The sequence below is a fragment of the Mucilaginibacter sp. OAE612 genome (genome assembly GCF_041806395.1).
Taxonomy (GTDB): Bacteria; Bacteroidota; Bacteroidia; order Sphingobacteriales; family Sphingobacteriaceae; genus Mucilaginibacter; species Mucilaginibacter rubeus.
This window is the reverse complement of record NZ_JBGMUW010000001.1, coordinates 6,228,717-6,254,177: the sequence shown is the minus strand read 5'-3', so window position 1 is coordinate 6,254,177 and position 25,461 is coordinate 6,228,717. Positions and strand designations below refer to the sequence as shown.

Below are 25,461 nucleotides of genomic sequence, written 5' to 3'. Positions count from 1 at the left end.
TAATATAGTTCAAAATCATACCTTTGTATCCTTATAAAAAAGATTAAAGTTTTTTAATATAATGTTTGAAAATCTTTCGGATAAACTCGACAGGGCGTTCAAGGTCCTGAAGGGTCAGGGAACTATTACTGAAATAAACGTGGCCGAAACCATGAAGGAGATCCGCAAGGCCCTTCTTGATGCCGACGTTAATTATAAAACTGCCAAAGCATTTACCGATGATGTGAGGCAAAAAGCGCTTGGTAATAATGTATTAACATCCATTTCGCCGGGCCAGTTGCTTACCAAGCTCATGAACGATGAGCTTACCGCGTTGATGGGCGGTACCACAGCCGATCTGAATTTTCCGGCTACACCCACCATCATCCTTATTGCCGGCTTGAACGGTGCTGGTAAAACAACCTTCACCGGTAAGCTTGCCAATTACTTAAAAACACAACGCAATAAAAAACCATTACTGGTTGCTGATGATATTTACCGTCCGGCGGCTATCGATCAGCTGGAGGTTTTAGGCCAGCAGATAGGTATCCCTGTTTATGCCAATCGCGACTCGAAAGACCCGGTTGCTATTGCCCGCGAAGGTATAGCCCAGGCTAAGCAGAACGGTAATAACGTGGTGATTATTGACACCGCCGGCCGTTTGGCTATTGACGAGGCCATGATGGTGGAGATTGAGCAGGTAAAAGATGCCGTAAAACCACACGAGATCCTGTTTGTGGTTGACTCCATGACCGGTCAGGATGCCGTGAATACCGCTAAAGTGTTCAATGACCGCCTTGATTTTACCGGTGTGGTATTAACCAAGCTGGATGGTGACACCCGCGGTGGTGCGGCCCTTTCTATCAAATCGGTTGTTAATAAGCCTATCAAGTTTATTGGTACCGGCGAAAAGATGGAAGCGCTTGACGTTTTCCACCCCGATCGTATGGCATCGAGGATCCTGGGTATGGGCGACGTGGTGTCTTTGGTTGAACGCGCTCAGCAGCAGTTTGACGAGAAAGAGGCTGCCGAGCTACAGAAGAAGATCCGCAAAAACAAGTTCGACTTTAACGACTTTTACGGCCAGATCCAGCAGATCAAGAAAATGGGTAACATGAAAGATCTGATGGGCATGATACCGGGCGTGGGCAAAATGATGAAGGATGTTGAGGTTGATGATAATGCGTTTAAAGCGATAGAGGCTATTATTCAATCTATGACCCCGTTTGAAAAAGCTAACCCTGAAACCATTAATCAAAGCCGCCGTAACCGCATAGCCAAAGGTTCGGGCACCGATTTACAGGAAGTTAACCGCCTCATGAAGCAGTTTGATGATATGAAGAAAGTGATGAAGCAAATGAGCAATCCCGCTGCTATGGCCAACATGATGCGCAGGATGCCTAAAATGTAAGGTAGGTATAACTTATAAAAGAACGTCTCTTGCTAAAAACAAGGGACGTTTTTTTTGCTCCTTTGCTGACGAACAAAATAAACATATGTATAATTTATTATACACAATTTCACACTTTTTGGGGGCGGAAGTCATTAAAATGTCATTTACTGTGCAATGGCACTTGCTTTGTTTTACTACAGCGAACAGATGAGGGCTTAAGTTTACCCCTCCCTCACATATTAATAACTAAAAAACTAATCATGAAAAAGTTAATTAAACCCGTTTTATTGACCGCCGCGTTATTTGCTTTTAAAGTTGGTTCGGCCCAGGTTAATCTTGGAGCAACTACCGCTACTAAAATAGCTACGCGGGTAGCTACGCCAACTGTGAATGCTGCATCAATAGCGCAAAAAGCGGTTAACACAACCTCAACCGTAACCAACCAGGCTGCAACACAGGCTCAAAATGTAGCAGCGCGGACAGCTACTCAAACCCAGGCTACCACCAACCAGGCCGTAACAGGCGTTGCCGCCAGTGAGGCCGCTAATGTTAACAGCAACGTTGCCTCAACCGTAAATGCTACCGCAGGGACAACAGCTGCACAGGCCGGCGTTAGCAGCAATACCTCAGCCGTAGGTACTGTGAATGCAACCGGAGTAACAGCAACAGGCGAAAAAACATTAGCCACAACCGAAGGTGTTGCCGCTAACACTACCGAAAAAGTAAGCAGCAATGCTGCCGCTTTAAGGGCCGGCGCTACAACAACTACAGGTAAAACAGCAGTGGCCGCGGGTAATAGCGCCGATGCTGTTAGCAAAAATGTGAGTGTTACCTCGTCCGGTAACCTGAACAGCACAGGTAATGTGGCAGCGGGTTCTAAAAAGCTAAATACCGGGTTCTCAAATAGCAGCGCTTCCAGTACAGCTGTAAAGGCGGGAAAGAAAAGCGTTACTGTTAAAACTTCGGGCAAGAGTTCAGCCAAACTAAGCGCTACCAAACAGTAATAGTATTTACATACATTAAATCAAAAAGGCCGGTACCGGCCTTTTTGATTATCCGCACTTTTTTTATTCAACATTAGCCATGAAAAAACTTAAACTTATCCTGCTGCTGGCTTTGGCCGGCCCTGCGGTTTGTGCCCAGCAAAAACCTGATACCGCGGCAAAAACAAAAGAATTGTTTGTAAATGCGGGTTTGCAATATCTTTCAAACCTTACCTATGCCGGCCGGCGCGATGAAAGCAGTGTCCCGGTACTTCTTCCCTCGGTTACATTAGTTAGCAAGCAGGGATTTTTTGTAAGTGCTATCGGCTATTTTGATCTTAATGGCTCCAAATCTGGCACCGAGGGCCTTAGCGTTACACCGGGCTATGTTTTCGCGTTTGATGCAAAACGGTATTATGGGGGCAATGTATCGGCCACCAAATATTTCATCACCAAGAGCAGTCCCATTATACTTTCTTCGTTTAATGCCACGCTCGACGGGCAGTTGTATGCTAATCCGGATGATATTGTAAAATTTACGGCGGGCATCAGCTATAGGTTTAATAAAAATAACAGCAACGACGTTGTTAATACGGCCGAATTATCAAAAGAAATTTTTGCCCTGAAAACAGGCGCGGATAAAAAAAGCGGGCTAAAAGTTACTCCTACCGCCACGCTTTATGCCGGTACACAATCTTTCTACCAAACTTATTATACCGAATCGCAGGTTACCCGCTCGATAGAGCAACCCCAGCAGCAAACACCTATTAATATCCTGTTTCCCAGCCAGCCAAAGCAAACTATCATAACGCAAACGGTAACGCAGCAAAACCAGCGCGAGGTAAGGCAATATAAGCTGCTTGCTTTCAGCGGATCGTTGCCTTTAACCTATACTATTAACAAGTGGCAAATCCTCTTTACGCCCTACCTCATCAAGCCATTTAACCAGGTTGATTATGTAAAAAACACCAAAATGAACGGGCTTTACTTTTTGTTCACCACAGGGGTTAATGTAACGTTTTAGCAATGTAAAAATGTGATTAACCATATGGCCGGGAAGGGCGGATAACAGCTTGTTTTTATTAGCTTTGTTGCAGTACAAAACAAACTGAACCAAGGCTATGCGCAGGATATTTTTTGTTCTTTTATTGTTACCGGCCCTGTTTACCATGCCGGCATTTGCCCAGGTTCCAGGGGCGCAGATTGATGTTAAACATTATACGTTTGATATTAAACTTAATGACGCCGATAATAATATAGAGGGAAAGGCCACGGTTTCGGTAAGGTTTTTGAACGGCGCAGAAGGGTTCAGCCTCGACCTGGTGAAAAAGAATGCTGAGGGTAAAGGCATGCTGGTATCGGCAGTGACCGAAAACGGGAAGCCGGTAAAGTTTACCCAGGACGATGAGCAGCTAAAGATCAATACCCGCGCCTATAAAGGGAACACCCGCGATTATACGATAAGTTATAGCGGCATCCCGGCCGATGGGTTGATCATCTCGACCAATGCATTCGGGCACCGTACTTTTTTTGGTGATAACTGGCCTAACCGGGCCCACAACTGGCTCCCCTGCGTTGATAATATTGCCGACAAAGCCACGGTTGATTTTATTGTAACCGCGCCCGATCATTACCAGGTGGTATCAAACGGCCTGCAAACCGAAGAGAAGCAACTCGACGGAAAGCTCAAACTAACCCATTGGGTTGAAGCCGTTGCGCTGCCTACCAAAGTAATGGTTATAGGCGTAGCTGAGTTTGCGGTTGACCGCCCCGGTGATGTTAACGGAATCCCGGTTTTTACCTATGTTTTTCCGGAAAGTAAAGAGGTTGGGTTTAAAAGCTATGCTGTAGCTAAAAATATTCTCCCCTACTTTATAAAAAATGTTGGCCCTTACAGCTACGAAAAATTGGCCAACGTGCAGTCGAAAACCATTTTTGGCGGCATGGAAAATGCCAGTGCCATATTCTACTTTGAAGAATCGGTTAAAAGTCCGGATATAGAGGAATTAATGGCGCATGAAATTGCCCACCAGTGGTTTGGCGATGGCGCCAGCGAGAAAAGCTTTGGCCACCTTTGGTTAAGTGAAGGCTTTGCTACTTATATGACCAATCTTTATCTCGAAAATAAATACGGGGCCGATACCTTAAAAACACGCCTTTTCGGTCAGCGTAAAAAAGTGCTGGATTTTGAAAAAGAGCGTTTAACGCCCGTGGTTGATACCGCTGTTAAAACAAAATTTATGCAGCTGCTTAATGCCAATAGCTACGAAAAAGGCGGTTGGGTACTGCACATGCTGAGGCGCAAACTGGGCGATGATGTTTTTTGGAAAGGGGTAAGAAATTATTATTCAAAATACCAGGGCAGCAATGCCAATACCGATGATTTGAGGCGGGTAATGGAACAAACCAGCGGTAAGGACCTGAAACAGTTTTTTACGCAATGGCTGCGCAACGCCGGGCACCCAAATTTGGCGGTTAGCTGGAAGTATAATGAAAAGGATGGTTACATTACCATAAATGTAACCCAAAACCAGGCCTATGTTTACAATTTGCCGCTGGAGGTGTCTGTTGACGGGCAACTGTTAACTGTGCCGGTAAAAGAGAAATCGACAACAGCCCGTTTCCGGGTAAAAGCCAAACCGGCAGATGTTAAGGTGGACCCGAATATAAACCTGCTGGCATCGTTTGAGGAAAAAAGATAGAAGCGGTTTTTAAAGAGGGCTGTCATTGTTTGACCCTCTTTTTTTGTTACGGATAGTTATAAATTAAATATATTTTTTGATCGGTATGAAAAATATAGGCGTTGCTTGCGGCCCGTGCTATACGCTCATACTGCACAGGCATTAGCCACAAGGCCGGTATCCGCTCCTATCACTAACGCAGCCCTTTGCACTATCCCCAAGATAAATTTATGGCATAATAACTAACCCTCCTACGCGGCTATCACCCTGTTGATCACCTTTTCCAGGTCTTCCAGATCAAATGGTTTGGCTAAATAGCTTTGGGCGCCGGCATGATTGGCCAGGATCTGGATATCGCTGTTTGCTGAAAAGTAAATTACCGGTATTTCTTTAAGCCCCTCGGTTTTTTTGAGGGTTTGCGTGGCAATGATCCCGCCCGAATCGGGGATCCAGTTATCCATCATGATCACATCAGGCAAAATGCCCGAAACTTTCTCAACAATGTTATTGCAGTCGCTAAATGTGTGCACTTCCCACCCTTGTTCCTCCAAAATGTAACTGCAAATAGAAAGTATGTCCTCGTCGTCATCAAATATGACAATTTTTTTAGATGGAGTATTCATTGGATAGTTGTATGTGAATTTATAGAAATCTTTTCATACAAACAAATGTTTTAAATTGAAAATTAAATTTGCCCGTTTAAACAAGACTTTATATCGCCCTGCTTTAAATTAACCCCATGGGTAAACTACTTCTTAACCACTACAAAATCTAATTATTGACTTTGTAACCGATTAATTACTACGTTTTATTAAAAACAGTAATATTTTTACTTATCCAATTTTAACAGCCGTATTAATTCCTGTTGTCCAACAAATAAACCTGTAAATCCTGTTTCATGAATACGCAAATCAAATCGATTTTATTGGGCGCCATGCTGCTTGGCCCGGCTGCTGCAATAAACGCGCAAACAAAGGCAAGCTTGTGGCTTACCAGGGCCGACAGATCGGCACTTTTTGAGCAGCAAAAAGTGCCGCTTACTTTTAAAACCGGGAACGCCGGCGGCACTACTATTACTGTTAATGATAAGCAACATTACCAGCCGATAGACGGGTTTGGATTTGCATTAACCGGGGGTAGTGCTATGCACATCATCCGTATGAGTGCCGACAGCCGGGCCGCGCTGCTTAAAAATCTTTTCGCGGTTACAGGGAATGATATTGGTATCGGTTATTTAAGGCTGAGTATTGGTGCATCCGATCTCAACGAGAAAGTATTCTCCTATGATGATATGCCCAAAGGCCAGACAGATCCAACGTTAAAACATTTTAACCTTGGCCCGGATAAAACCGATGTGATCCCGGTAATGAAACAGATCCTGGCAATTAATCCGGCAATCAAGGTATTGGGTTCGCCATGGTCGCCGCCGGCCTGGATGAAAACCAATAATGATACCCGCGGCGGCAGGTTAAAACCCGATTGTTACCCGGTGTATGCTAACTACCTGGTTAAATATATCCAGGCGATGAAGGCCAATGGAATTAATATTGATGCCATCACTATTCAAAATGAGCCATTGCACCCAGGCAATAATCCCAGCTTGCTGATGGTTGCGCCCGACGAAGCCGACTTTATCAAAAACAATCTTGGTCCGGCGTTTAAGGCTGCAGGCATCAAAACAAAGATCATTGTTTACGATCATAATGCCGACAGGCCCGACTACCCTATTTCGATATTGAATGACCCGGCTGCCCGTAAATATGTGGATGGTTCGGGCTTTCACCTGTATGGCGGCGATATCTCGGCCCTTACCGATGTGCACAACGCCCATCCTGATAAAAACATTTACTTTACCGAGCAGATGACCGTTGAGCCCGAAAATCAAAGTACTATCAACATTGCCTGGCCGGTAAAAAGCCTTATTATTGGCGCAACCCGTAACTGGAGCCGCAATGTACTGGAATGGAACCTTGCCGCCGACCCTGAATATAAGCCCTACACCGACAGGGGTGGCTGCCCAATGTGCCAGGGCGCCGTTACCATTGATAAAAACCAAGTAAAGAAAAACATCGCTTATTATTCAATTGCTCACGCTTCCAAATTTGTACGTCCGGGTTCAGTACGTATTGCTTCAAACAATATGGATACTTTACCTAATGTGGCTTTCAAAACCCCCGATGGCAAAAAAGTGCTTATCGTAGCCAACACCAGCGATGGCGCGCAGGATTTTAACATCCAGTACCAGGGAAGAGTATTAGCTGTTAAACTTGATAAAGGTTCGGTTGGAACGTATATCTGGTAATATAAAACGGTTCAGGAAAAATTTAAATGCACAACAACATGTTAACATCGTTAATAAAAAACATAAAGGTAAGGTCTGGGATTAAAGCTTTGCTGGCCGCGGCTCCTGCATTATTTGTCTCGTTACAAGGCAATGCACAAACTGGCTTTTTAAAAGCCGAAGGCAAAAAAATAGTTGATGAAAAAGGGCAGAATGTATTGCTGCGTGGTATGGGTTTAGGGGGATGGATGCTGCAGGAAGGCTATATGCTGCACATTAACAAAGACAGCCGGCAGTACCGCATTCGTGAAAGGCTGGAAGAGCTAATGGGCCCGGCCGAAACCAGGGAGTTTTATGATACCTGGCTGGCCAATAATACCCGCAAAATTGATGTAGACTCGATGAAACGCTGGGGATTTAATTCTATTCGTCTGCCAATGCACTACAACCTTTACACCTTGCCAGTTGATAAGGAGCCCGTTGCCGGTAAAAACACTTGGCTGGATAAAGGGTTTAAAATGACCGATGACTTATTGGCCTGGTGTAAAGCGAACCACATGTACCTGATCCTTGACCTGCATGCCGCGCCCGGCGGACAAGGCAACGACCTGAACATCTCCGACCGCGACCCGGACAAACCATCACTTTGGGATAGCGAGGCTAATAAGCAAAAAACCATCGCCCTTTGGCGTAAACTGGCCGAACGGTATAAAAACGAACCTTACATAGGCGCTTATGATATTATCAACGAGCCAAACTGGGGTTTTGATGATCCTCAAAATGATAAAAACGGACTGAAGGAAAAAACAAACGGTCCGCTAAGAAAACTGATGGTTGATATTACTGCTGCCATTCGTGAGGTGGATAAAAAACACATCATTATTATTGAAGGCAACGGCTGGGGCAATAACTATAACGGTATTTTACCCCAATGGGATAAAAACATGGTGCTGAGCTTTCATAAGTACTGGAATTTTAACGATCAGAAGTCTGTTGATCATATCGTAAAAACCCGCGAGCAGTATAATATCCCCGTATGGTTGGGCGAAACCGGCGAAAACTCAAATACCTGGCTTACCGAAGCTATCGGCTTATTAGAAAAAAATAACATTGGCTGGTCATTATGGCCATTAAAAAAATTGGGCATCAACAACCCGATGGAGATCCGTTCAAATCTGAACTATGATGATGTGGCGAGGTACCTGAACACCGGCAGGAATAAACCTAACGAGAGCAATACGTATAGCGGCACCCTTGAGCTTGCTACGTATGCTAAATTAGAAAATACCATTATCCATCATGATGTCATCGATGCTATTTTCAGGCAGCCGCATACAAGCGTTACCAAGCCCTTTAAAGCCAACAGGATTGGCAACGGCACCGTGATCAATGCTGTTGATTATGACCTGGGCCGCAACGGTTACGCATATTTTGATACCGATACCGCCGACTATCATACTTCAGGCAAACCCGGTGTAGGCAACAAAGGCCATGTTTATCGAAATGACGGCGTTGATATCAGCAAAGATTCTACGAAGTATGACAGTTACTATGTAGATCATATTGAAACCAATGAATGGACACAGTACACAATACAGGTTAAAACACCGGGCAGATACTCCCTAAGCCTCAAAGTGGCATCCGCCACCGATGATGCCAAACTATCTGTTTTAGTTAATAATATAACCCAGGCAAAAGAAGTGGCGGTTCCCAACACCGGCGGGTTAAAAAAATGGCAGGTTATTGCTGTAAAAAACATTGTTTTAAAGGCCGGGAGCAACAAAATAAAGGTATTAGCTAACAACGGAGGGTACAACCTGCATTACCTGCAGTTTTGGAAAGGGAAGTAAATACAGGTACGCTATACTTATTTAAACAGCCGGAGTATATATTATTTGCTCCGGCTGTTTATTTATCTAAGATGCCAAAAATGATTTTTTCCTTTACCGGCGCAAATATGCAGGGCTTGCCTGCGGGCAAAAGCTACTTGCACCTTCGGGTTTAACCCGTAATTTTTTAATATTATTTTCTGATAAAAAGGTATTGTAAATAACTGTTTTTATAGTTAAATTTATTATATCAATTATCAATGTCACCTAACATAGGGAGAAGTCGTTATGAAAAAACAAGCTACGATAGTTTGTCAGCCTGATAAGACTGAAACTACCCAACCACTACAGGTAAATTGCCCGCCATCTCATCAAAAAATGTATCGCGATCATACACATTGCGATCATGTGCATGGCAGGGTTAACAAATTTCCAATTGGCAGCAACCGCGGGCCATGCTTTTTTTAAGTTAACAGGCTATTTAATATAATAGTACAGTTGGCTGTATGGCTTAAAGTTTTGCAGGTAAACTGCTAAGCTGCATAACCCAATTTGCCCGCGCCGGGTATCAGCCCCGGCTTCGCCGGCAAATGATTGTTTTGTATTGACCGCTATTAAACTCCAAATCAGCTGTTGTGTAGCCAGCTTTATTTTGGCCTACTGGTTAATGTATTTGTATTTTTTTCGCCCATCCTGTACTTCAATTATTTTAATAGTGCTTACCGGTATTGCTTTTTTCAGTGAAAGAATCTTTGATTGGATCCCGATAACAGAATCCTGGATAACCCAGGTCCGGTCGAAGTAAAAGGTTGATCGCCTACCATTGATATCTGTAAAACGTATTTCAATAGATGGCCCGTTCTTTAGCTTGTAAGGAGTTCCGTTTTTATCGAAGCATTTAATCGAATCAATAGGGTAAACACTATAGGTATGCTTATGCCCAAGAGGGTCCTGGGCGGTAACCGGCCTTAAATTCACCGTTTCCAGGGTTGGCACCTGTTCCAGGAAAGTACCAACAGGCATGTAATAGGTTTTGCAGGAGCTTGAAAAGATTGTTAGTGCTGCGATAGTGATAAGGGGTAACGGTTTGGTTGTCATGTAGTTTATAAGATAAAGGCTTCTTAAGGCTATAATTTTTTCAGCACTGTTTTCAGCAGTTTCAATTGTCGTTATTACTTTACTGGCGCAAGTATGAAGGGCAGGCAAAGAGAGGGTGGGTACTTGTGCCTTCTTTGTTTTCTATAATCTAAGCCAGTAACGGATCGACTAATAAAATATCAACCAAGCCTGGTAAATCATAGTAATCCCGTGCGCTGCTGTATAAATAATCTTCAGGTTTTTCGACAAATCCGGCCTCTACTGGGTTGTTATGAATGTAATCTAATTTTTGATGCAATACTTTATGGTTAAACAGCATAATGGGATGATTGTCCTGTTGCCATAATTGAAACTTTTCGTTATTGCTATTTTTCGTTCCGGCGCGTTTCATCATCCATAAAAGCCATTCCTTTCGGCTTTCAATCGGATTGTTTTCAATTGTACTTCGTAATATGGCTGCGGTGTGTTTTTTCATATCACGCAATATATCCTCCAGTTTATTGCCGCTGCTTCCAATAATCATATGAACGTGGCTGGTCATGATACACCATCCATATATTTCAAGACCCTTATGCTTTTGACAATGCCTCCAGCTGTCAAGCAATACCTGTTTGTATTCATTTCTTATAAAAAGGTCTATCCAATACACAACAGAAAAGCTTACAAAGTATAATTTATCCTGATCGTGAAATTTGTATTTGGTACTCATATTTTCGAATATTTGGCACAAGTAGCCTTTTCACACATTGCCACCCCTTCATACTTGCGCCAGTGGGGGGGGGGAGATTCTTGTTATGCTGTTATGAACAATCAAGGACTATGTCATTTTTATTGAATGTACTTCCGTTTTATCTTATGCAATGGATATGTCGTTTCTATCCCGCCCAATCCTCTCTATCCAAGCTCCTGAAATGAATAGCTTCAGTTAAATGCTCCGGTTTAATCTCCTCACTCACTGAAAGATCTGCGATAGTGCGGGATATATGGTAAAGGTACAAATCGCCAGATTTTCATACTTGTGCCGGAGTGCGTTGAGCAATAATTCTGGTTAGTTCTTTCACGACTTTGTCAGAGGAGTTTCCGTTAAACAAATACCGACTACCATCAATAAACTCCAATTTCATTCTGTTTATCAGGAGCCAAGAGGTTGTTAAACGCATGCATTGATTTACATCTTTTGTAATATCTTTCCCGAAAATGCTCTGAATAATTATTGAATTTTTAGTTAAAATTATAGTCTTTGAGATATATGAGATTGCTGTAAAAAGTATCACAAATCCCAAAAGGCACCAAATCAATTCAATAAAATCCCTGCAAAAAAATCCGATAATGATCACGCAGGACACGGATATCCAATAAGCCATGCGATTATCGCTCTTATTTGTTACACTTGAAATGGATTTGTTGCTAATCATTTATTTTTGCCTTTATACTTGTACTTATTCTCGGAACAAGAATAAAACTAAAGGACGCTACCCTTGCTGTCCGAAGTTTCCGGCTTCGGATTACTCTTTCCCGAGACATTGTCTCGTTGTACCTTACCCAGCCCAGCCCTCTCTATCCAAACTCCTGAAATGTATAGCCTCGGCTAAATGCTCCAGTTTAATTTCCTCACTCCCGGAAAGATCGGCAATTGTGCGGGATACTTTAAGGATGCGGTCGTACGCTCTTGCCGAGAGGCCGAGTTTTTCCATGGCTTTTTTGAGCAGGGTTTGGCCGGCCGCGTTGATCTTGCACAGGTCGCGAACCATTTGAGGGCTCATTTGTGCGTTGGCGTGCAGATCGGGACGGTTGCCGAAACGCTCTACCTGGATTTCCCTCGCCCTGATCACCCGCTCGCGGATGAGCTCACTTTTTTCGGCAGCACGGTCAGATGATAGTTCGCTGAAGTTAACCGGTGTTACTTCCACATGCAGGTCTATCCTGTCCAGCAGCGGGCCTGAAATTTTGCTCAGGTATTTTTGCACCATACCCGGCGGGCAGATGCATTCTTTTTCGGGATGATTATAATATCCGCATGGACAGGGGTTCATACTTGCCACCAGCATAAAACTGCTCGGATAATCTACCGTAAATTTAGCGCGTGATATGGTTACCCGGCGCTCTTCGAGCGGCTGGCGCATTACTTCCAGCGCGCTGCGTTTAAACTCCGGCAATTCATCTAAAAATAAAACGCCGTTATGGGCCAAAGAGATCTCGCCGGGGGCAGGGTTGCTTCCCCCTCCTACTAAAGCTACATCGCTAATAGTATGGTGAGGGCTCCTGAACGGACGAATGGTTACCAGGGCATCGGCAGCGGCAAGTTTGCCTGCCACCGAATGGATCTTGGTGGTTTCTAACGATTCATATAAACTCAATGGCGGCAAAATAGAGGGCAGTCTCCGGGCCAGCATGGTTTTACCAGCTCCGGGCGGACCAATCAGGATCACATTATGGCCGCCGGCCGCGGCAATCTCTAAGGCACGCTTAATATTTTCCTGGCCCTTTACTTCGCTGAAATCGCTGTCGTAATTGCATAGGCTGTCGTAAAACTCTTCACGGGTGTTTACTATTTCGGGCTTAAGCTCGGATGTGCCGTTAAAAAAGCCAACGACGTCTTTAATGCTTTCAACACCGTAAACTTCCAAATCGTTTACAATGGCTGCTTCACGGGCGTTTTGTTTAGGGAGGATAAACCCTTTAAAGCCATCTTTTCGGGCCTGTATGGCTATGGGCAAAGCGCCTTTTATGGGCTGCAGACTTCCATCGAGTGAAAGCTCGCCCATGATGATGAATTTATCAAGGGTTTCGGGTTCTATCTGGCCGGATGCGGCTAATACGCCGGTAGCAATAGTAAGATCATAGGATGAGCCTTCCTTTTTGATATCGGCCGGGGCCATATTAACCACTACCTGCTGGCGGGGCATCCTGAAACCGCAGTTTTTTAGCGCCGATTCTATCCTGAAATAACTTTCTTTTACAGCCACATCGGGCAGGCCCACAATGAAATATTTTGTGCCCGAAGCAATATTCACCTCAACTGTTATGGTAATAGCCTGTATCCCATAAACCGCGCTTCCAAAAGTTTTAACCAACACAGTGATAAAAGTTTAATTGAAGCGAAAGATATAGAATTTTGATGAAGTGATAAAGCGGGACCATATAAAACAAAAAACCCGCCGGTACCGGCGGGCCTTCTTATAATCACATTGTTTAATCTCATCTTAAAAATGTTCCGGCCTGGCAAACAACCAGGAGCATGGTGCAGGAAACAATCACACAAACCATCAGCATTATTGACCATGTATTGGGATTGTGTTTGCTGATGCGCGCAAAAGCGGCATTCACCTTTTTAAAGTAGCGGCTGTTCAGCAATACAAAATAATTAAGTACAAACGCGCCTGTGGCCCCCAGTAATATCATTAAGCCGGATACCGGACTTAACTGAAACCAGCCGGCGGTTAAAAATAACTGTGCAACACTTACTAAAATGGCCAGCAAAATGATCATCAAAAAGCTTGCTCCAAAAAGGGCGTTGGCTTTTGGCAATCCGCCGTGACCAAAGTTTTTAACATTCCACCTGTAAAACGTTACATAAATGGACTTGTAGGTTTCTGCTGCTTTCATAATGTTATGGTTTTAGGTAATTAATTCGGTACAAAATAATATTACTTGCACAATATTAGTTTAAAAACGGGATTGGCAAAATTTTATTGCGGCCATGCTTTATTTTTATCGCATTTATATTCATTTATTTGGTTTGATGTTTATATCGCAAAAAAACAACGCGGAGAAAGAAATAATTTTATTCTGCATGGCTCCGGGAAAAAGAACACTTTGGTAAAATCAATGTTACAATACCCAATATCTCCCCTTTTTGTAGCGTATCAGGCAATATTTAATGCTGCTTTCATGTTATTAGAGCACATTTATAGCATATAATGCTGCCTACGGGGTTATGGATGTAGTGGTTAAGCTGGGTGAGCTGTTTTTATGCTTTAAAAGTTTAAGTTTGATATTTGTCGAATACGCGTCTATCAAAAAAATTAACCAACATGCTAACATCTAAACCCTATGAAACCTCATGATTTAAGTTTCCCTATTTACCACGGCCCTACATCACCTATAACACAATTTAATTAACCTTACCTGTCTGCACCTAAACCTGGATGAAAACCATCTTTCTTTCATTAATACTGTTATGCCTGTTTTCCGGGGCCTTTGCCCAAAAGGCCACAATAAAAGGGAAGGTCACCGATTCCCTGAATAAGCAAGCTCTTGAGTTGAGTACTGTTGCCGTTGTCGACCTGAAAGATACCTCGCTTATAGCTTATACCCTCAGTAAAAAGAACGGGGATTTTGAATTACAGCGCCTACCGGTTGATAAACGGGTACGCCTGGTTATTTCCTATGCCGGGTATCAAAACTATATCCATAATTTTAATTTTAAAAAAGGCGATATAGTTGATCTGGGCAATGTTACCCTCAGCAGTAAGATGCTTAAAGAGGTGGTGGTACGTGCAGAGCGGGTTCCAGTCAAAGTAAAAAAAGATACCATTGAATTTGATGCTGCCGCTTTCAAAACCCGCCCCAATGCCGCCGTTGAAGAATTGCTTAAAAAGCTTCCCGGCGTACAAATAGATGGCGACGGAACTATTACCGTTAACGGGAAACAGGTAAGCAAACTGTTGATTGATGGCAAGCAGTTTTTTGGCTCGGACCCTAAGATCGCTACCAAAAACCTTGACGCGGCCATTGTTGCACAGGTTCAGGTTTATGACGACCGGGAAAACGATCCCGATCATTTGGTAAGTGAAACCCAGGTACAGAAGATCATTAACATCAAACTTAAAAAGGCCATTAAAAAAAGTGTTTTCGGTAAGGTATTCGGAGGTGTGGGTTCGCGCGATAGGTACGAGGCCGGGGGATTGTTCAATATGTTTCGGGATACGCTGCAGGTAAGCCTCATTGGGTTAAGCAATAACCTTAATCATACAGCTTTTTCTCGCGATGAGCTTAATGCCGAGGGTGGTTTTGACCGCAGCGGGGGTAACACATCCTTTAACGGCGGCCGAAACTGGGGCGGCGGCATTGAAAAAATTACGTCCGGAGGGTTTAACCTTAACCAAAACTATGGCGAAAAGCTAAAGCTTAACCTGCAATATTTTTATACACAGCGGAACAACAAAATTGAATCAGCCAATTTTCAGCAGCAGTTTCTGAAGGATACAACGCTGTTAACCCGTGCTTCAAGCAGCAGGTATGCAAACAATCATACGCACACTATAAGCGGACTTGTAGAGTGGAAGCCTGATACTATCCGCAACCTGCGCTATAATCCGTCATTAAGTTATAATTCTAACAATAGCAGCTCCTCGTCGTTGGGCAATACTTCAAATAATTTTGATATGCCAGTGAATAAATCGGTATCAGGCTCCGTGGGCGACTGGCATTCAACGCAATTTAACCAAAGCTTTTATTTTCATAAACGATCTAAGAACAAAAGCAAGGAGTCGTTCACTATCTCGCATAACCTGAGCATTAATCCTAACCACAATAACAATTTCAATAATAATGATGTGGTTAATTACCAACGCCCGGAATTATCAGATAGCTTGCATAGGTTATCTACCCGCACATCAAACAATGCTTCGGGCAATCTCGATTTTAGTTACCGATACCCGCTAACCAAAAAGCTTATTGTCGATGTTATCACATCGGGCATATATAATAAAACCAGCGACCAGGTTTTTACCTTCGACCGTAAAACAGGCGACTTTGATTCGCTGCTCACTAATCAAAGCTCCGACCTTAAACGGGATCTGTGGACCGAGAATATTAAACCGGGGATCACTTATCAGCTTAATAAAAACGCACAAATCATCGCCGGGCTTAACACTCAATGGCAGCAGATCAATAACAATTTCGCGACCAGCAGGCTTGTTCAAAATTATTTTTTCCTGTTGCCAACAATCCGTATCGAAGCTTATGGAATATTCTTGAGTTATGAGCGCCGTGTTAACCAGCCGGGGGTATCAAACCTGCAGCCTATTACTATTGTTTATAGCCCGTTGTACAGCTACACCGGTAATCCAAATTTGAGGCCCGGCATAAGCAATACCTATTACTTTAATTTTTTCAAATACTTTAATAACAGTCAGCTGGGTATTTACTCGTACGGCAACATTTCTTCGCAAAAAAACATGGCAGTTTCACAGCAAACCATTCGCTCAGACGGGGTGCAAAATAGTACTACCGTTAACCGCGATGGCAGGCCAAGCTATAATTTTTCAGTTGGTGTCTCTAAAGGGTTCAAAAAGATAAAAGACTGGCAGCTCGGCACATCAGCTAATTTTTACGGCAACTATTACCAAAACCTTAATTTGCTGAATAATGTGGAAGGCTGGCAAAATACTGTTGCATACGGATTGCGCGAAAATATTAATGTTAACTGGAAAGATGTGATTGACCTAAATACCGCCGTTGGTTTTAACCAATCGAACTCCAAATATCATTATGACGATTTCAGGAGTATCAGGGTAGCTACCTACAATATAAGCAACAGCCTGGTGGTAAGGTTTCCTAAAAAAGTCATCTGGGAAACCAGGCAGGATTTTAATTATAACAGCCAGGTTGCGGCAGGTTTTAAAAAAGGGGTTAACGTAGTGAGCTCGTCCCTGACCCTGCAAATGCTTAAAAAAGACCGGGGAGAACTTAAACTTTCCGTTTATGATCTCTTTAATCAAAACGTGAGCGTGTACCGTTACATTAACACCAATTCGGTTAACGATGTGCAAAACAATACACTGAAGCGATATTTCCTGGTTACTTACAGTGTCAAGTTCAATAAGCTAAGCACTAAATAAATGTCGGAAAAAAATAAAGGAACTGTATTAAGCTATATAGCGTCTAATAATTCAAGTAATTAAACAGTGTTAATAATCAGCGAATTAAGATTTAGGCTTTGTGCATTCTGCTTTTAGCTATGTAAAAAGAGCCAGCCGCTGTTTTTTGCCTGCTTTGTGTAACTATCCTTACTAAGGTATAGTCTTACCAGTAATCAAAGCCTCCCCCATTATGAAAACCAGGACCTACCTTTTTTTATCCATTACTATTGCAGTAATAGTTAGCTTGTCAGGACGCGCTGAGGCGCAGGACCTGCCCGGTAAACGCGATTCCATCAATTCGGTTATATTAAATGAGAAACGCGTTATCCAGGTAATATTGCCCGATGGTTATAAAGCCGGTTCGGCAACCAAATATGATGTATTGTACATCATTGACGACTGGAATATAAAATTAGGGCGCGATATCCAGCATTTTATTTTTGATGAGCACACCATGCCGGCAATGATAATCGTCGGGTTACTGAATGTTGACCGTGATAGAGATTTTTTGCCGACCCATAATAACGGAAATAAAACATCGGGCGGGGCTGACAAATTTCTAAAGTTTTTTAAAGAGGAGCTGATCCCTTATATTGATAAAACCTATCCTTCTGATGGTGATAATACCCTTTTCGGCCACTCTTTCGGCGGCGTGTTTGTTACGTATGCTTTACTGAACGAGCCGCAGCTCTTCAGCAATTATATTGCCGGCGACCCAAGTTATTGGTGGGATAATGGCGTGATGCTTAAGCAGGTTAAAGAGAAGTTGCCTTTGCTTGCAGGTAAGGGTAAGGCTCTTTATATCGGCGGGCGTGAAGGACAGGGCATGAAGGAGATGAACATAAACGCAATGGATAGCCTGCTGAAAAAAGATGCCCCGAAGGGTTTTGAGTGGGTGGTTAAAGCGTATCCAAAGGAATCGCACGGGACCGTGAGGTTGAAAAATATGTATGATGGTTTAAGGTTTGCTTATAACGACTATGGCGGTAAGCCACTGGAGTTTCACCCATCCCGCGGAATTGTACTTAAGGATAAGCCAATAAAGATCTGGTACTTTGACGATACCACAAAAGTGCACTATACATTTGATGGCTCGCAGCCGTCAGTGGCATCGCCGGCTGTAAGGCCCGAAATAGAGTTATCAGGCGCCGCAAGTGTTACCCTGCGGAAGATAGCCGACCGGGCGAAATTTGACAAGAGCACCAGCGGCGATTTCAGGGTGGGTACTTATCTGTCTGCAACACGGCTCAGGAAAAACTACAAGCCGGGCGGCCTTCATTACGCTTATTACGAAGGCCAATGGGATAGGCTACCCGACTTTAAGACTTTAAAACCAGTTAAAGAGGGCGTAGCCGATAGTACTTTCAGTATCAATAAACTTCCCCGCCAAAACAATTTCGGCGTAGTGATGGATGGGCAATTTGAAGTTAAACAGGATGGCTATTACATTTTTGGGTTAGGGAGCGACGATGGTTGCAAAGTGTACCTGAATGATAAGCCGATCATTGACCTTGATGGGTTGCATGACGGCGATATTGAACGTTCGTACATCGTTCCTTTGAAAAAAGGCTTTTATCCGCTGCGGATAGAGTACTTTCAGAAAGAAGGTGGCCGTAAGCTTGATTTTGTTTACGTAACCCCCGATAATATCGCCAAAAAGAAGATCTCGCCAATTCCCTACGCATTGCAGTATGGGCCCAGATAGGTTGCTTACCGTAGAGGCCGTTTAAAAACGACAGTTTTTGAATGTAGAGACGCATAATTGCGTCTCCCGCCTGCAATTTACGGTAGCTAAGACGCTTTTGAAATCGCTTGTCCTGCGGAAGACGCAATATGCGTCTCTACAAAAATATTATCCCTTAGAAAGAACCCGGACCGCCCGGGCCACCTCCTCCTGGACCACCGCCCGGTCCACCCGGACCTCCGCCATCGCGGTTAAACCTGCGCTGGCCGGGTTGCTGATCCGGGGCCTTGCCTGCAAATTTTTGTAAACGAAGTGTGAATGTCAGCAAGTAGTAACGCCCAAGCCTGTTTACAGTAGATTGCGTAGTTATATTGCCATTTACAACCGATGTATAACCTGTGTTTTGGTTGAAAAGATCATACGCTGCCAAACGGATGGTGGCGCGGTGATCTTTCAAAAAGCGGCGTTCAACGTAAGTATTCAGAATGTTAGGGTTTTTAATACCAAGACTTGGGTCATATCCATAATTTACAGTACGGGTAAAGTCATAGCTCAGGGTCCAGTCTTTCCAGAAATAATTTTTGCCGGCCAGCCCTAAATTTAACGTGCGGAAGTTTGAGCTGCCATCAATAAGCGTACTATGGATAGAGTTGGTTGTTTTATTGATGCCATAGCTGCTGCTTGCTTCTGCATCAATAACATCAACAATATTTACCCTGAATTTTAAACCGGGGGTAAAGTTGAGGTTTTTGGCTATGTTTTTTAATGGAGCAGCTGATGCGGCAACATTATTACTATCGATGCTGTTTGAGAATGCCACACCATTGGTGTAAGTTAAGGCGCTATTAAATTGCAGGGTAAATTTGCGCTGGGCCCACGGTTTGGCGTATACCACATTGGCAGTGCCCGAATAGTAACCATCCGCATTTAAATAGTTGGTAAGATTAGTGCCCTCAAAGCTTTTTAACGATGGATCTGCTGCTAACACCGCCTTACTAAATTTGCGGGGATAAGAAATAGTGTTTTGTACTATTTTATTTTGTGTTGCGGTAAAGTTGAAATTGGTAAAGAAAATATTGCCGGTTTGGAAACTGAAATTATTATATCTCAATGAAAAGTTATTGGCAAGTTCCGGCTTTAGGTTAGGGTTACCCTGTACCGGGTAAAGCGCGTTTGTGAAATCAATAACGGGCTGCAGCTGGCTAAATGTAGGCTGGTTGCTTGATCCGTTATACAGGAAGTTTAAAGCTTTTCCTCTCGAAAAATTATAGCTGAAACGAGCGGTTGGGATCACGTTAAACGTGGTTACGTGCGTAGCCGAATCGTTTTTAAGGTTTAATCCGTTTAATGCGGCCGGTTGTACGCCAATACCTACAGTAACGTTGTATTTCTTTTCGATAAAGCGGTAGTTCAGGCCAACGCGGTTGGTGGTAAAATTGTATTTATAGTTATTACTCAACCTGTCGTAATGGTCATATGTATTGGCGGTACTCAGCGTATCGGTTTCCCTGTCGCTTGTGGTGTTTGAGCGGTTAAAGGCATAATTTAACTCCAGGTACCCCCGTTTACTTAGAGGCTCAATGTAGGAGATGTTTGTACCAAAGCTGGTTACGCGGCTATCGGTATAGGTTTGCTGATTGGCAGGCGCCTGGCGGGGTGCGCCATCGGCATAATCATAAGTCGGATTATCGAACTGCGATGTTTTTGACGTATTAGCGCTGATGTTAATACTTAGGTTACGGCCATGCCCGTTGAAGCGGTGGTTATACAAGGCGTTAATACCATAGCTTGGTGTTGTGCCGTCGGTATGAGATAGCGAGGTATATGAGGGATGTGTTATACCATCAATAGTTGTTGATAAGGATTCGTTAGCGTCTGTATTAGTGCTCGAATAGGTGAAGTTTGGTACAACTTTTAAGTAATTAATGGTATCAGGTTTCCACTCAAGGTTAAAGTTAAAGCGATGGTTAATGGGATTATCTGTTTGATCGCTTTTTTGCGTACTTATACTTGGCGACTGAACGTTGTTGGTTTGGATAGATGAGCTAATGGTGTTGGTAGTATTATCAGTATAGCTGTAACTTCCGTAAACAGAGAGTGTTTTACCCCACTGATCGCGGAAGTTGGCACCAATGGCGTGCGCGTTGGTGATACCGTTTGCGCTGGTTGTGGAGCTGCTTGAGCCACGCAACGCATTCCCCCGGCCGCCGCCCCCGCCGCCAAAACCACCACCACCTCCGCCACCCGATGATGGGCTACCGTAAGTAAATGTATTTACGTTGGTATTGTTAATGGTACCCAATACGGCTATTTGTTGTTCATTATTGAAGTTGAAAAATTTCAGATCGCCTATATAACGGTTGGCATTGGTGACGCCTGGGTCTTTAGGTAAAAAATCCTCGCCGTCGCCGGCTGTGGCTTGTCCAAAATAGCCATGGTTCTTGTCCTTGCGGATGGTGATGTTCAGGATCTTATCCGGTTCGCCGGTTTTTATGCCGGTAAGGTTGGCCTGATCGCCGTAGTCATCAATTACCTGGATGCTTTCAACCACATCGGCAGGCAGGTTCTTGGTTGCTGTTTTAACATCACCCCCAAAAAAATCCTTTCCGTTAACCCTTACTTTGGTCACCGATTTGCCCTGTGCGGTTACATTACCGTCTTTATCCACATCAACGCCGGGCAGTTTCTTTAACACGTCTTCAACAGGAGCATTTTCGCGTACAGGATATGCGCTTACTTTATATTCGGTTGTATCCTCTTTTAATATCACCGGGTTAACGCCTACAATGGTAACCTGGTTAAGCATATTGGTTTCGGTTTTTAAAACTATCGGGCCAAGATCAACCGGTTGGGTCCCGGCATCAAGCGAGTAATGTTTTTTAATTGCGGTGAAACCGATTGATGAAATGGTAAGGGTTAGTTTGTTGCCCTTTACTACCGGGAACGAAAACTTACCTGTAGCGTCGGCAATAGCTATGGTGCTGTCGCCGCCGTTTGAAACCAGTTTAACACTGCTGCCGGGTAATGAAAGTTTCGTGGAGTCGACAATAGTTCCCTTTACTTCCCGCCCTGTTTGGGCGTAGGAACCAAAGGCAAATAAAAGGGTAAAACTTAAAATAAGAAATAGGGGTTTCATAAACGTTTTTTCGGCGTACAATTATTGTTTTTTTGTGTATATAGACGCAATTGAACTGCAAATGTTCAACTTAAAATCTGCTAAAAGCCCTATCAATATATTATTGTTACACATTAGGCCTGTAATTGCTTATCAATCATATTATTGTTACAAATTATTACGCAAAAAAGGCCGGGGTCTCCGGCCTTGTGGTTGTTATAAAGATCAGTCAGTCAATTATAAGCGGCGGGTTGTGCTCAGTGAGTTCCGTTTGGAGGTCTTAAGGTTTATTACGAATATGTGAATAATTAGTTTCAATATTTGTTGCTTCAAATACCAAATAATGCTATTGATGCGTTAATAATCCACACGAGAAATAAACTATTGTTTAAAATGAATTTATATGATAGTAACATTGTGGCATGAAATTTCGTTATACTTAAACCAAACATTAACCTATGAACAATATTAGAAACTCGCTGCATTCAAAAGTGCACAAATGGATTGATACGATCGGTTTTAGGCTGAATACATCACAAACAAACAGCAAAAGTCAGGTTACAACCAATCATTATTTTTTTGAAACCTTTAATTTTTTCGAAAAATCGAAGAAAAACAGGCCCGAGTTAACAAAATTTTTATGCTTTGATGCTTACGGCGAAAAAATAAACGTTAAGTCGCTGCTTGATTTGCAGATTGCCTTTTTTGAAAATATAAGCCAGCTTAAATAGGCAAAGGGCTTTTTACACCCGGCCGAATAATTGTTTTAAGTCATCAGCATTTTGTTAAAACAAATCCATAAAATAAAAATCCCACCCTACAAATAGGGCAGGATTTTAAGAAGGATTTTTAAGAGATGTGCCAGATTAGTTTTCAACATTGGTACGTGGCCAGCAGTTCATACTTCCTGTTTTCTCATTCAGTATATCCTGGTTGGCGGTGTTTATACCCCTAACCATTCCCCCTTCAATATTTACAACCGGCCTCGTCGGATTAAGGGCTTCCTTTATCCTGAGGTGAAGGTCGGCATAATGAGCTGCTGTTATTGCATCGCCGCCCTTGGGCAGGCCGGTGTCAATTTTCTTTAATTCGGCACGTACCATGGGCCTGATATCAGACAATGCGATGTTGATTGGGGTAAAGCCCCAGCTTGCCAGCTGCGCGCTTGATATACCCGGGAACGAAAAGCTTGCATCTGTATTTAACAGGTTCTTCAGGTTTTCAATATAGCCCCTTTGCAGGTTGCGCTGGTAGCCGTCGGGTTTGGTTGTGCCGAATATGCCCGTATGCAAATCGGTTAATAACTGCGCAACGGTATAGGCATTAGCGCCATTTTTGGCCTCGTTATCATACATCCGCGCCAGCCTTGAGGGGTTTAACTCATTGCCCAGCAATGAAACCTGCATGGCTTTAATACGGTTTATCATAACACCGTTATCAAACTTGGCCAATTCGGCTTTGTTAATTAGCCATAACGGGGTTGTGTATAATTGCTGGTTTAAAAATAAAGCGGCTTCGTGCTGGCGTTCTTTGCTCACAAAATCATAAACGGCGCCTTTTTGATCATATGTTTTAAAGTTTTCGTTCATGCCGCCAATGTTGGTGGTAACATGCCCCATGTAACGGTAATACTGACCTAAAACTTCGTTATATAATTCATTAAGATCGGCATAGCCTTCATCTTTTTTGTACGACCATTTTTCGAGGTTTGGCAAAATCCGTTTCAGGTTGGCAATACCATAAGCGCTGGCCTTCATGGCATTATCGCCCAAATCTTCATTTTGAAGGCGGGGATCGATAGTAGTGCCCTGGCGACCGAAATAATAAACCGGGTTGCCTGCGTTTTTGTTGGTCCACACGGCTAATGTTTCTTTTTCCTGCTCCGGCGTTTTATTGCCCGGGAACCAGGTATACCCCCATTTTATTGCCCAGTTATCGTACTCGCCAATTTGCGGATACAGGTGCGTAACGCCATCGCCGGGTTGGGCTATATAGTTAAAGCGGGCATAATCCATAATGGAGGGCGCTGTACCATGTTTATCGGTGAAGGTTTTTGAGCGTAGTGAATCAACAGGGTAAGCGTAGCTTGAGCCAAAGTTGTGTGGCAAACCTAAAGTATGACCAACTTCATGCGATGATACAAAACGGATCAGCTCGCCCATTTGATCGTCAGCAAATTGTGCATGGCGGGCTTTGGGGTTTACCGCTGCTGTTTGGATCAGGTACCAATCGCGCAAAAGCTGCATCACGTTGTGGTACCAGCCAACATGGCTTTCCAGGATCTCGCCGCTGCGTGGGTCGGCCACGTGGGGGCCATAAGCGTTTTCAACATCCGATGCAAAATACCTGATCACGCTGTAGCGGGCATCTTCGGTGCTAAACTGTGGGTCCTGTTTTGCCGTTGGGGCTTCTTTAGCGGTTATGGCATTTTTAAAACCGGCAGCTTCAAACGCTTTTTGCCAGTCGTTTACGCCCTGTATTAAATAAGGCACCCACTTTTTAGGTGTAGCCGGGTCAATATAAAACACAATTTGCTTTTTAGGTTCAACCAGCTCGCCTTTGGCATAGGCAATGGGGTCTTTAGGCTCTAACCTCCAGCGGTGAATATAGGCGGTAACCAGGGCTTTTTGAGCATTGGTGCCGTAATCTGTTTGGCGCTGGCCAAAAAAGCCCACGCGCGGGTCCATGATGCGGGCTTTCATCGGGACTTTGGGCAGTAAAAGCATGGAGGTGTTCAACTCAAATGTAATGGCCGCATTACTGTTATCAGTTGGCGACTCGCCGGCCCGGTAGGTTTTTAGGGTGCGCGCTTCAATATTTATCGGGAAGCTTTTAATGGTGTCGATATAGGAACGTGAGTTATCAACCCCCATGGTTTTATAAGCCTTTTTGATATCATCAGACAAACCAATAGCGGCAATATCGCCATTGTAAAAATCGGTAACATCAATTAAAACGCCGGTAGTGTCTTTGTTAAAGGCTTTTACCTCAAAGGAGGCCAGTATAGCATCAAGGTTTGAGTTTTTAACCGATTGGTACATATCGCTGGTGCTATCGGCACGCAACGAATAGCTGGGCACCCTAATAAATACCTGCTTATCGTGCTTTTCCCATTTCCAAACCTGGTTGTTAATTTCTTCGCCGCCATATTGCTGGCCAAATGTTTTGAGGCCGCCCGGTGTTTTTACAAAACGGGTAACTACAAGCATCTCGCGGTTAATTAATGAATCGGGTATTTCGTAGTAATATTTGCCATCAACTTTGTAAGTATTAAAAAGGCCGCTATCAGCCTTTGTTTTAGCGGGGATAAGGTCGCTAAACTTTTTAATACCTTCTTTTTTGGGGGTTCCGGTTGTTGCTGTCGCAACGGTTCCGCCGGGTGTGGTAGTAGTTTTTAGGGTAAGGCTTTGGTTTGCAGCTTGCTTCCTGGCAGCGCAAGAGCCCGCCAAAACCGCAAGTGCCAATACTGAGCCGCGTAAATAAATACCCGGCAACGGATGTTTTTTCATTTATTAAAAATAGTTTAAACCGTAAACTTATATAAAAAACAGG

At 43.6% G+C, this 25,461-nt stretch carries 17 protein-coding genes; 9 read left to right on the top strand and 8 right to left on the bottom strand.

From position 1 onward, the window contains the following. Positions 1 to 61: 61 nt before the first annotated feature. From ffh to ABID99_RS26130, 4 genes are all read left to right on the top strand, one after another. The gene (gene ffh, locus ABID99_RS26145) at positions 62 to 1,390 is read left to right on the top strand and encodes a signal recognition particle protein (RefSeq protein ID WP_090532696.1); all 1,329 of its coding nucleotides are present in this window, start codon (positions 62 to 64) and stop codon (positions 1,388 to 1,390) included. Positions 1,391 to 1,632: 242 nt separating this feature from the next. Further along, a complete protein-coding gene (locus ABID99_RS26140) occupies positions 1,633 to 2,376 on the top strand; it encodes a hypothetical protein (RefSeq protein ID WP_373615587.1) in 744 nt (247 codons plus the stop codon). Between the two features lie 79 nt (positions 2,377 to 2,455). Next, on the top strand, positions 2,456 to 3,379 hold the full coding sequence (locus tag ABID99_RS26135) for a hypothetical protein (RefSeq protein ID WP_373615586.1): 924 nt from the start codon (positions 2,456 to 2,458) through the stop codon (positions 3,377 to 3,379). A 97-nt stretch (positions 3,380 to 3,476) separates the two neighbouring features. Next, positions 3,477 to 5,057 (top strand): M1 family metallopeptidase, encoded by a 1,581-nt coding sequence (locus ABID99_RS26130; protein WP_373615584.1) that lies wholly within the window; start codon positions 3,477 to 3,479, stop codon positions 5,055 to 5,057. Between the two features lie 230 nt (positions 5,058 to 5,287). Here the strand turns inward: ABID99_RS26130 and ABID99_RS26125 are convergent, their stop codons facing one another. After that, a complete protein-coding gene (locus ABID99_RS26125; protein WP_090532688.1) occupies positions 5,288 to 5,659 on the bottom strand; it encodes a response regulator in 372 nt (123 codons plus the stop codon). Positions 5,660 to 5,934: 275 nt separating this feature from the next. Between ABID99_RS26125 and ABID99_RS26120 the strand changes: the two genes are divergently transcribed. Both ABID99_RS26120 and ABID99_RS26115 read left to right on the top strand, forming a co-directional pair. After that, positions 5,935 to 7,338 (top strand): glycoside hydrolase family 30 beta sandwich domain-containing protein, encoded by a 1,404-nt coding sequence (locus ABID99_RS26120; RefSeq protein WP_373615583.1) that lies wholly within the window; start codon positions 5,935 to 5,937, stop codon positions 7,336 to 7,338. 38 nt (positions 7,339 to 7,376) lie between these two features. After that, complete coding sequence (locus ABID99_RS26115; protein WP_373615581.1) at positions 7,377 to 9,167, top strand: cellulase family glycosylhydrolase; 1,791 nt, start codon at positions 7,377 to 7,379, stop codon at positions 9,165 to 9,167. Positions 9,168 to 9,803: 636 nt separating this feature from the next. Here the strand turns inward: ABID99_RS26115 and ABID99_RS26110 are convergent. The 5 genes from ABID99_RS26110 to ABID99_RS26090 all read right to left on the bottom strand — a co-directional run bounded on the left by ABID99_RS26110 (position 9,804) and on the right by ABID99_RS26090 (position 13,850). Further along, on the bottom strand, positions 9,804 to 10,244 hold the full coding sequence (locus ABID99_RS26110) for a hypothetical protein (RefSeq protein ID WP_373615580.1): 441 nt from the start codon (positions 10,242 to 10,244) through the stop codon (positions 9,804 to 9,806). 148 nt (positions 10,245 to 10,392) lie between these two features. Then, the gene (locus tag ABID99_RS26105; RefSeq protein WP_373615579.1) at positions 10,393 to 10,953 is read right to left on the bottom strand and encodes a transposase; all 561 of its coding nucleotides are present in this window, start codon (positions 10,951 to 10,953) and stop codon (positions 10,393 to 10,395) included. Between the two features lie 166 nt (positions 10,954 to 11,119). Beyond that, positions 11,120 to 11,242 carry a hypothetical protein gene (locus ABID99_RS26100; protein ID WP_176626234.1) on the bottom strand — a complete coding sequence of 41 codons (123 nt, stop codon included), beginning with the start codon at positions 11,240 to 11,242 and terminating at the stop codon, positions 11,120 to 11,122. A gap of 540 nt (positions 11,243 to 11,782) precedes the next feature. Beyond that, positions 11,783 to 13,321 carry a YifB family Mg chelatase-like AAA ATPase gene (locus tag ABID99_RS26095; RefSeq protein WP_090532677.1) on the bottom strand — a complete coding sequence of 513 codons (1,539 nt, stop codon included), beginning with the start codon at positions 13,319 to 13,321 and terminating at the stop codon, positions 11,783 to 11,785. A gap of 121 nt (positions 13,322 to 13,442) precedes the next feature. Next, positions 13,443 to 13,850, bottom strand: coding sequence for a hypothetical protein (locus tag ABID99_RS26090; RefSeq protein ID WP_176626232.1), 408 nt, complete (start codon positions 13,848 to 13,850; stop codon positions 13,443 to 13,445). Between the two features lie 542 nt (positions 13,851 to 14,392). On the opposite strand from ABID99_RS26090, the gene ABID99_RS26085 reads away from it, so the two are divergent. Together ABID99_RS26085 and ABID99_RS26080 are read left to right on the top strand one after the other, a co-directional pair. Continuing rightward, on the top strand, positions 14,393 to 17,089 hold the full coding sequence (locus ABID99_RS26085; RefSeq protein ID WP_373615577.1) for an outer membrane beta-barrel protein: 2,697 nt from the start codon (positions 14,393 to 14,395) through the stop codon (positions 17,087 to 17,089). A gap of 211 nt (positions 17,090 to 17,300) precedes the next feature. After that, on the top strand, positions 17,301 to 18,815 hold the full coding sequence (locus ABID99_RS26080) for a PA14 domain-containing protein (RefSeq protein ID WP_373615575.1): 1,515 nt from the start codon (positions 17,301 to 17,303) through the stop codon (positions 18,813 to 18,815). 154 nt (positions 18,816 to 18,969) lie between these two features. Here the strand turns inward: ABID99_RS26080 and ABID99_RS26075 are convergent, their stop codons facing one another. Further along, positions 18,970 to 21,930: an outer membrane beta-barrel protein gene (locus ABID99_RS26075; protein WP_373615574.1), complete on the bottom strand. Its 2,961-nt coding sequence runs from the start codon at positions 21,928 to 21,930 to the stop codon at positions 18,970 to 18,972. A 437-nt stretch (positions 21,931 to 22,367) separates the two neighbouring features. Here ABID99_RS26075 and ABID99_RS26070 point away from each other — a divergent pair, with 437 nt between their 5' ends. Next, positions 22,368 to 22,640 carry a hypothetical protein gene (locus tag ABID99_RS26070; RefSeq protein ID WP_090532667.1) on the top strand — a complete coding sequence of 91 codons (273 nt, stop codon included), beginning with the start codon at positions 22,368 to 22,370 and terminating at the stop codon, positions 22,638 to 22,640. 135 nt (positions 22,641 to 22,775) lie between these two features. Here the strand turns inward: ABID99_RS26070 and ABID99_RS26065 are convergent, their stop codons facing one another. Next, on the bottom strand, positions 22,776 to 25,418 hold the full coding sequence (locus ABID99_RS26065) for a zinc-dependent metalloprotease (protein WP_373615573.1): 2,643 nt from the start codon (positions 25,416 to 25,418) through the stop codon (positions 22,776 to 22,778). Between the last annotated feature and the right edge of the window lie 43 nt (positions 25,419 to 25,461).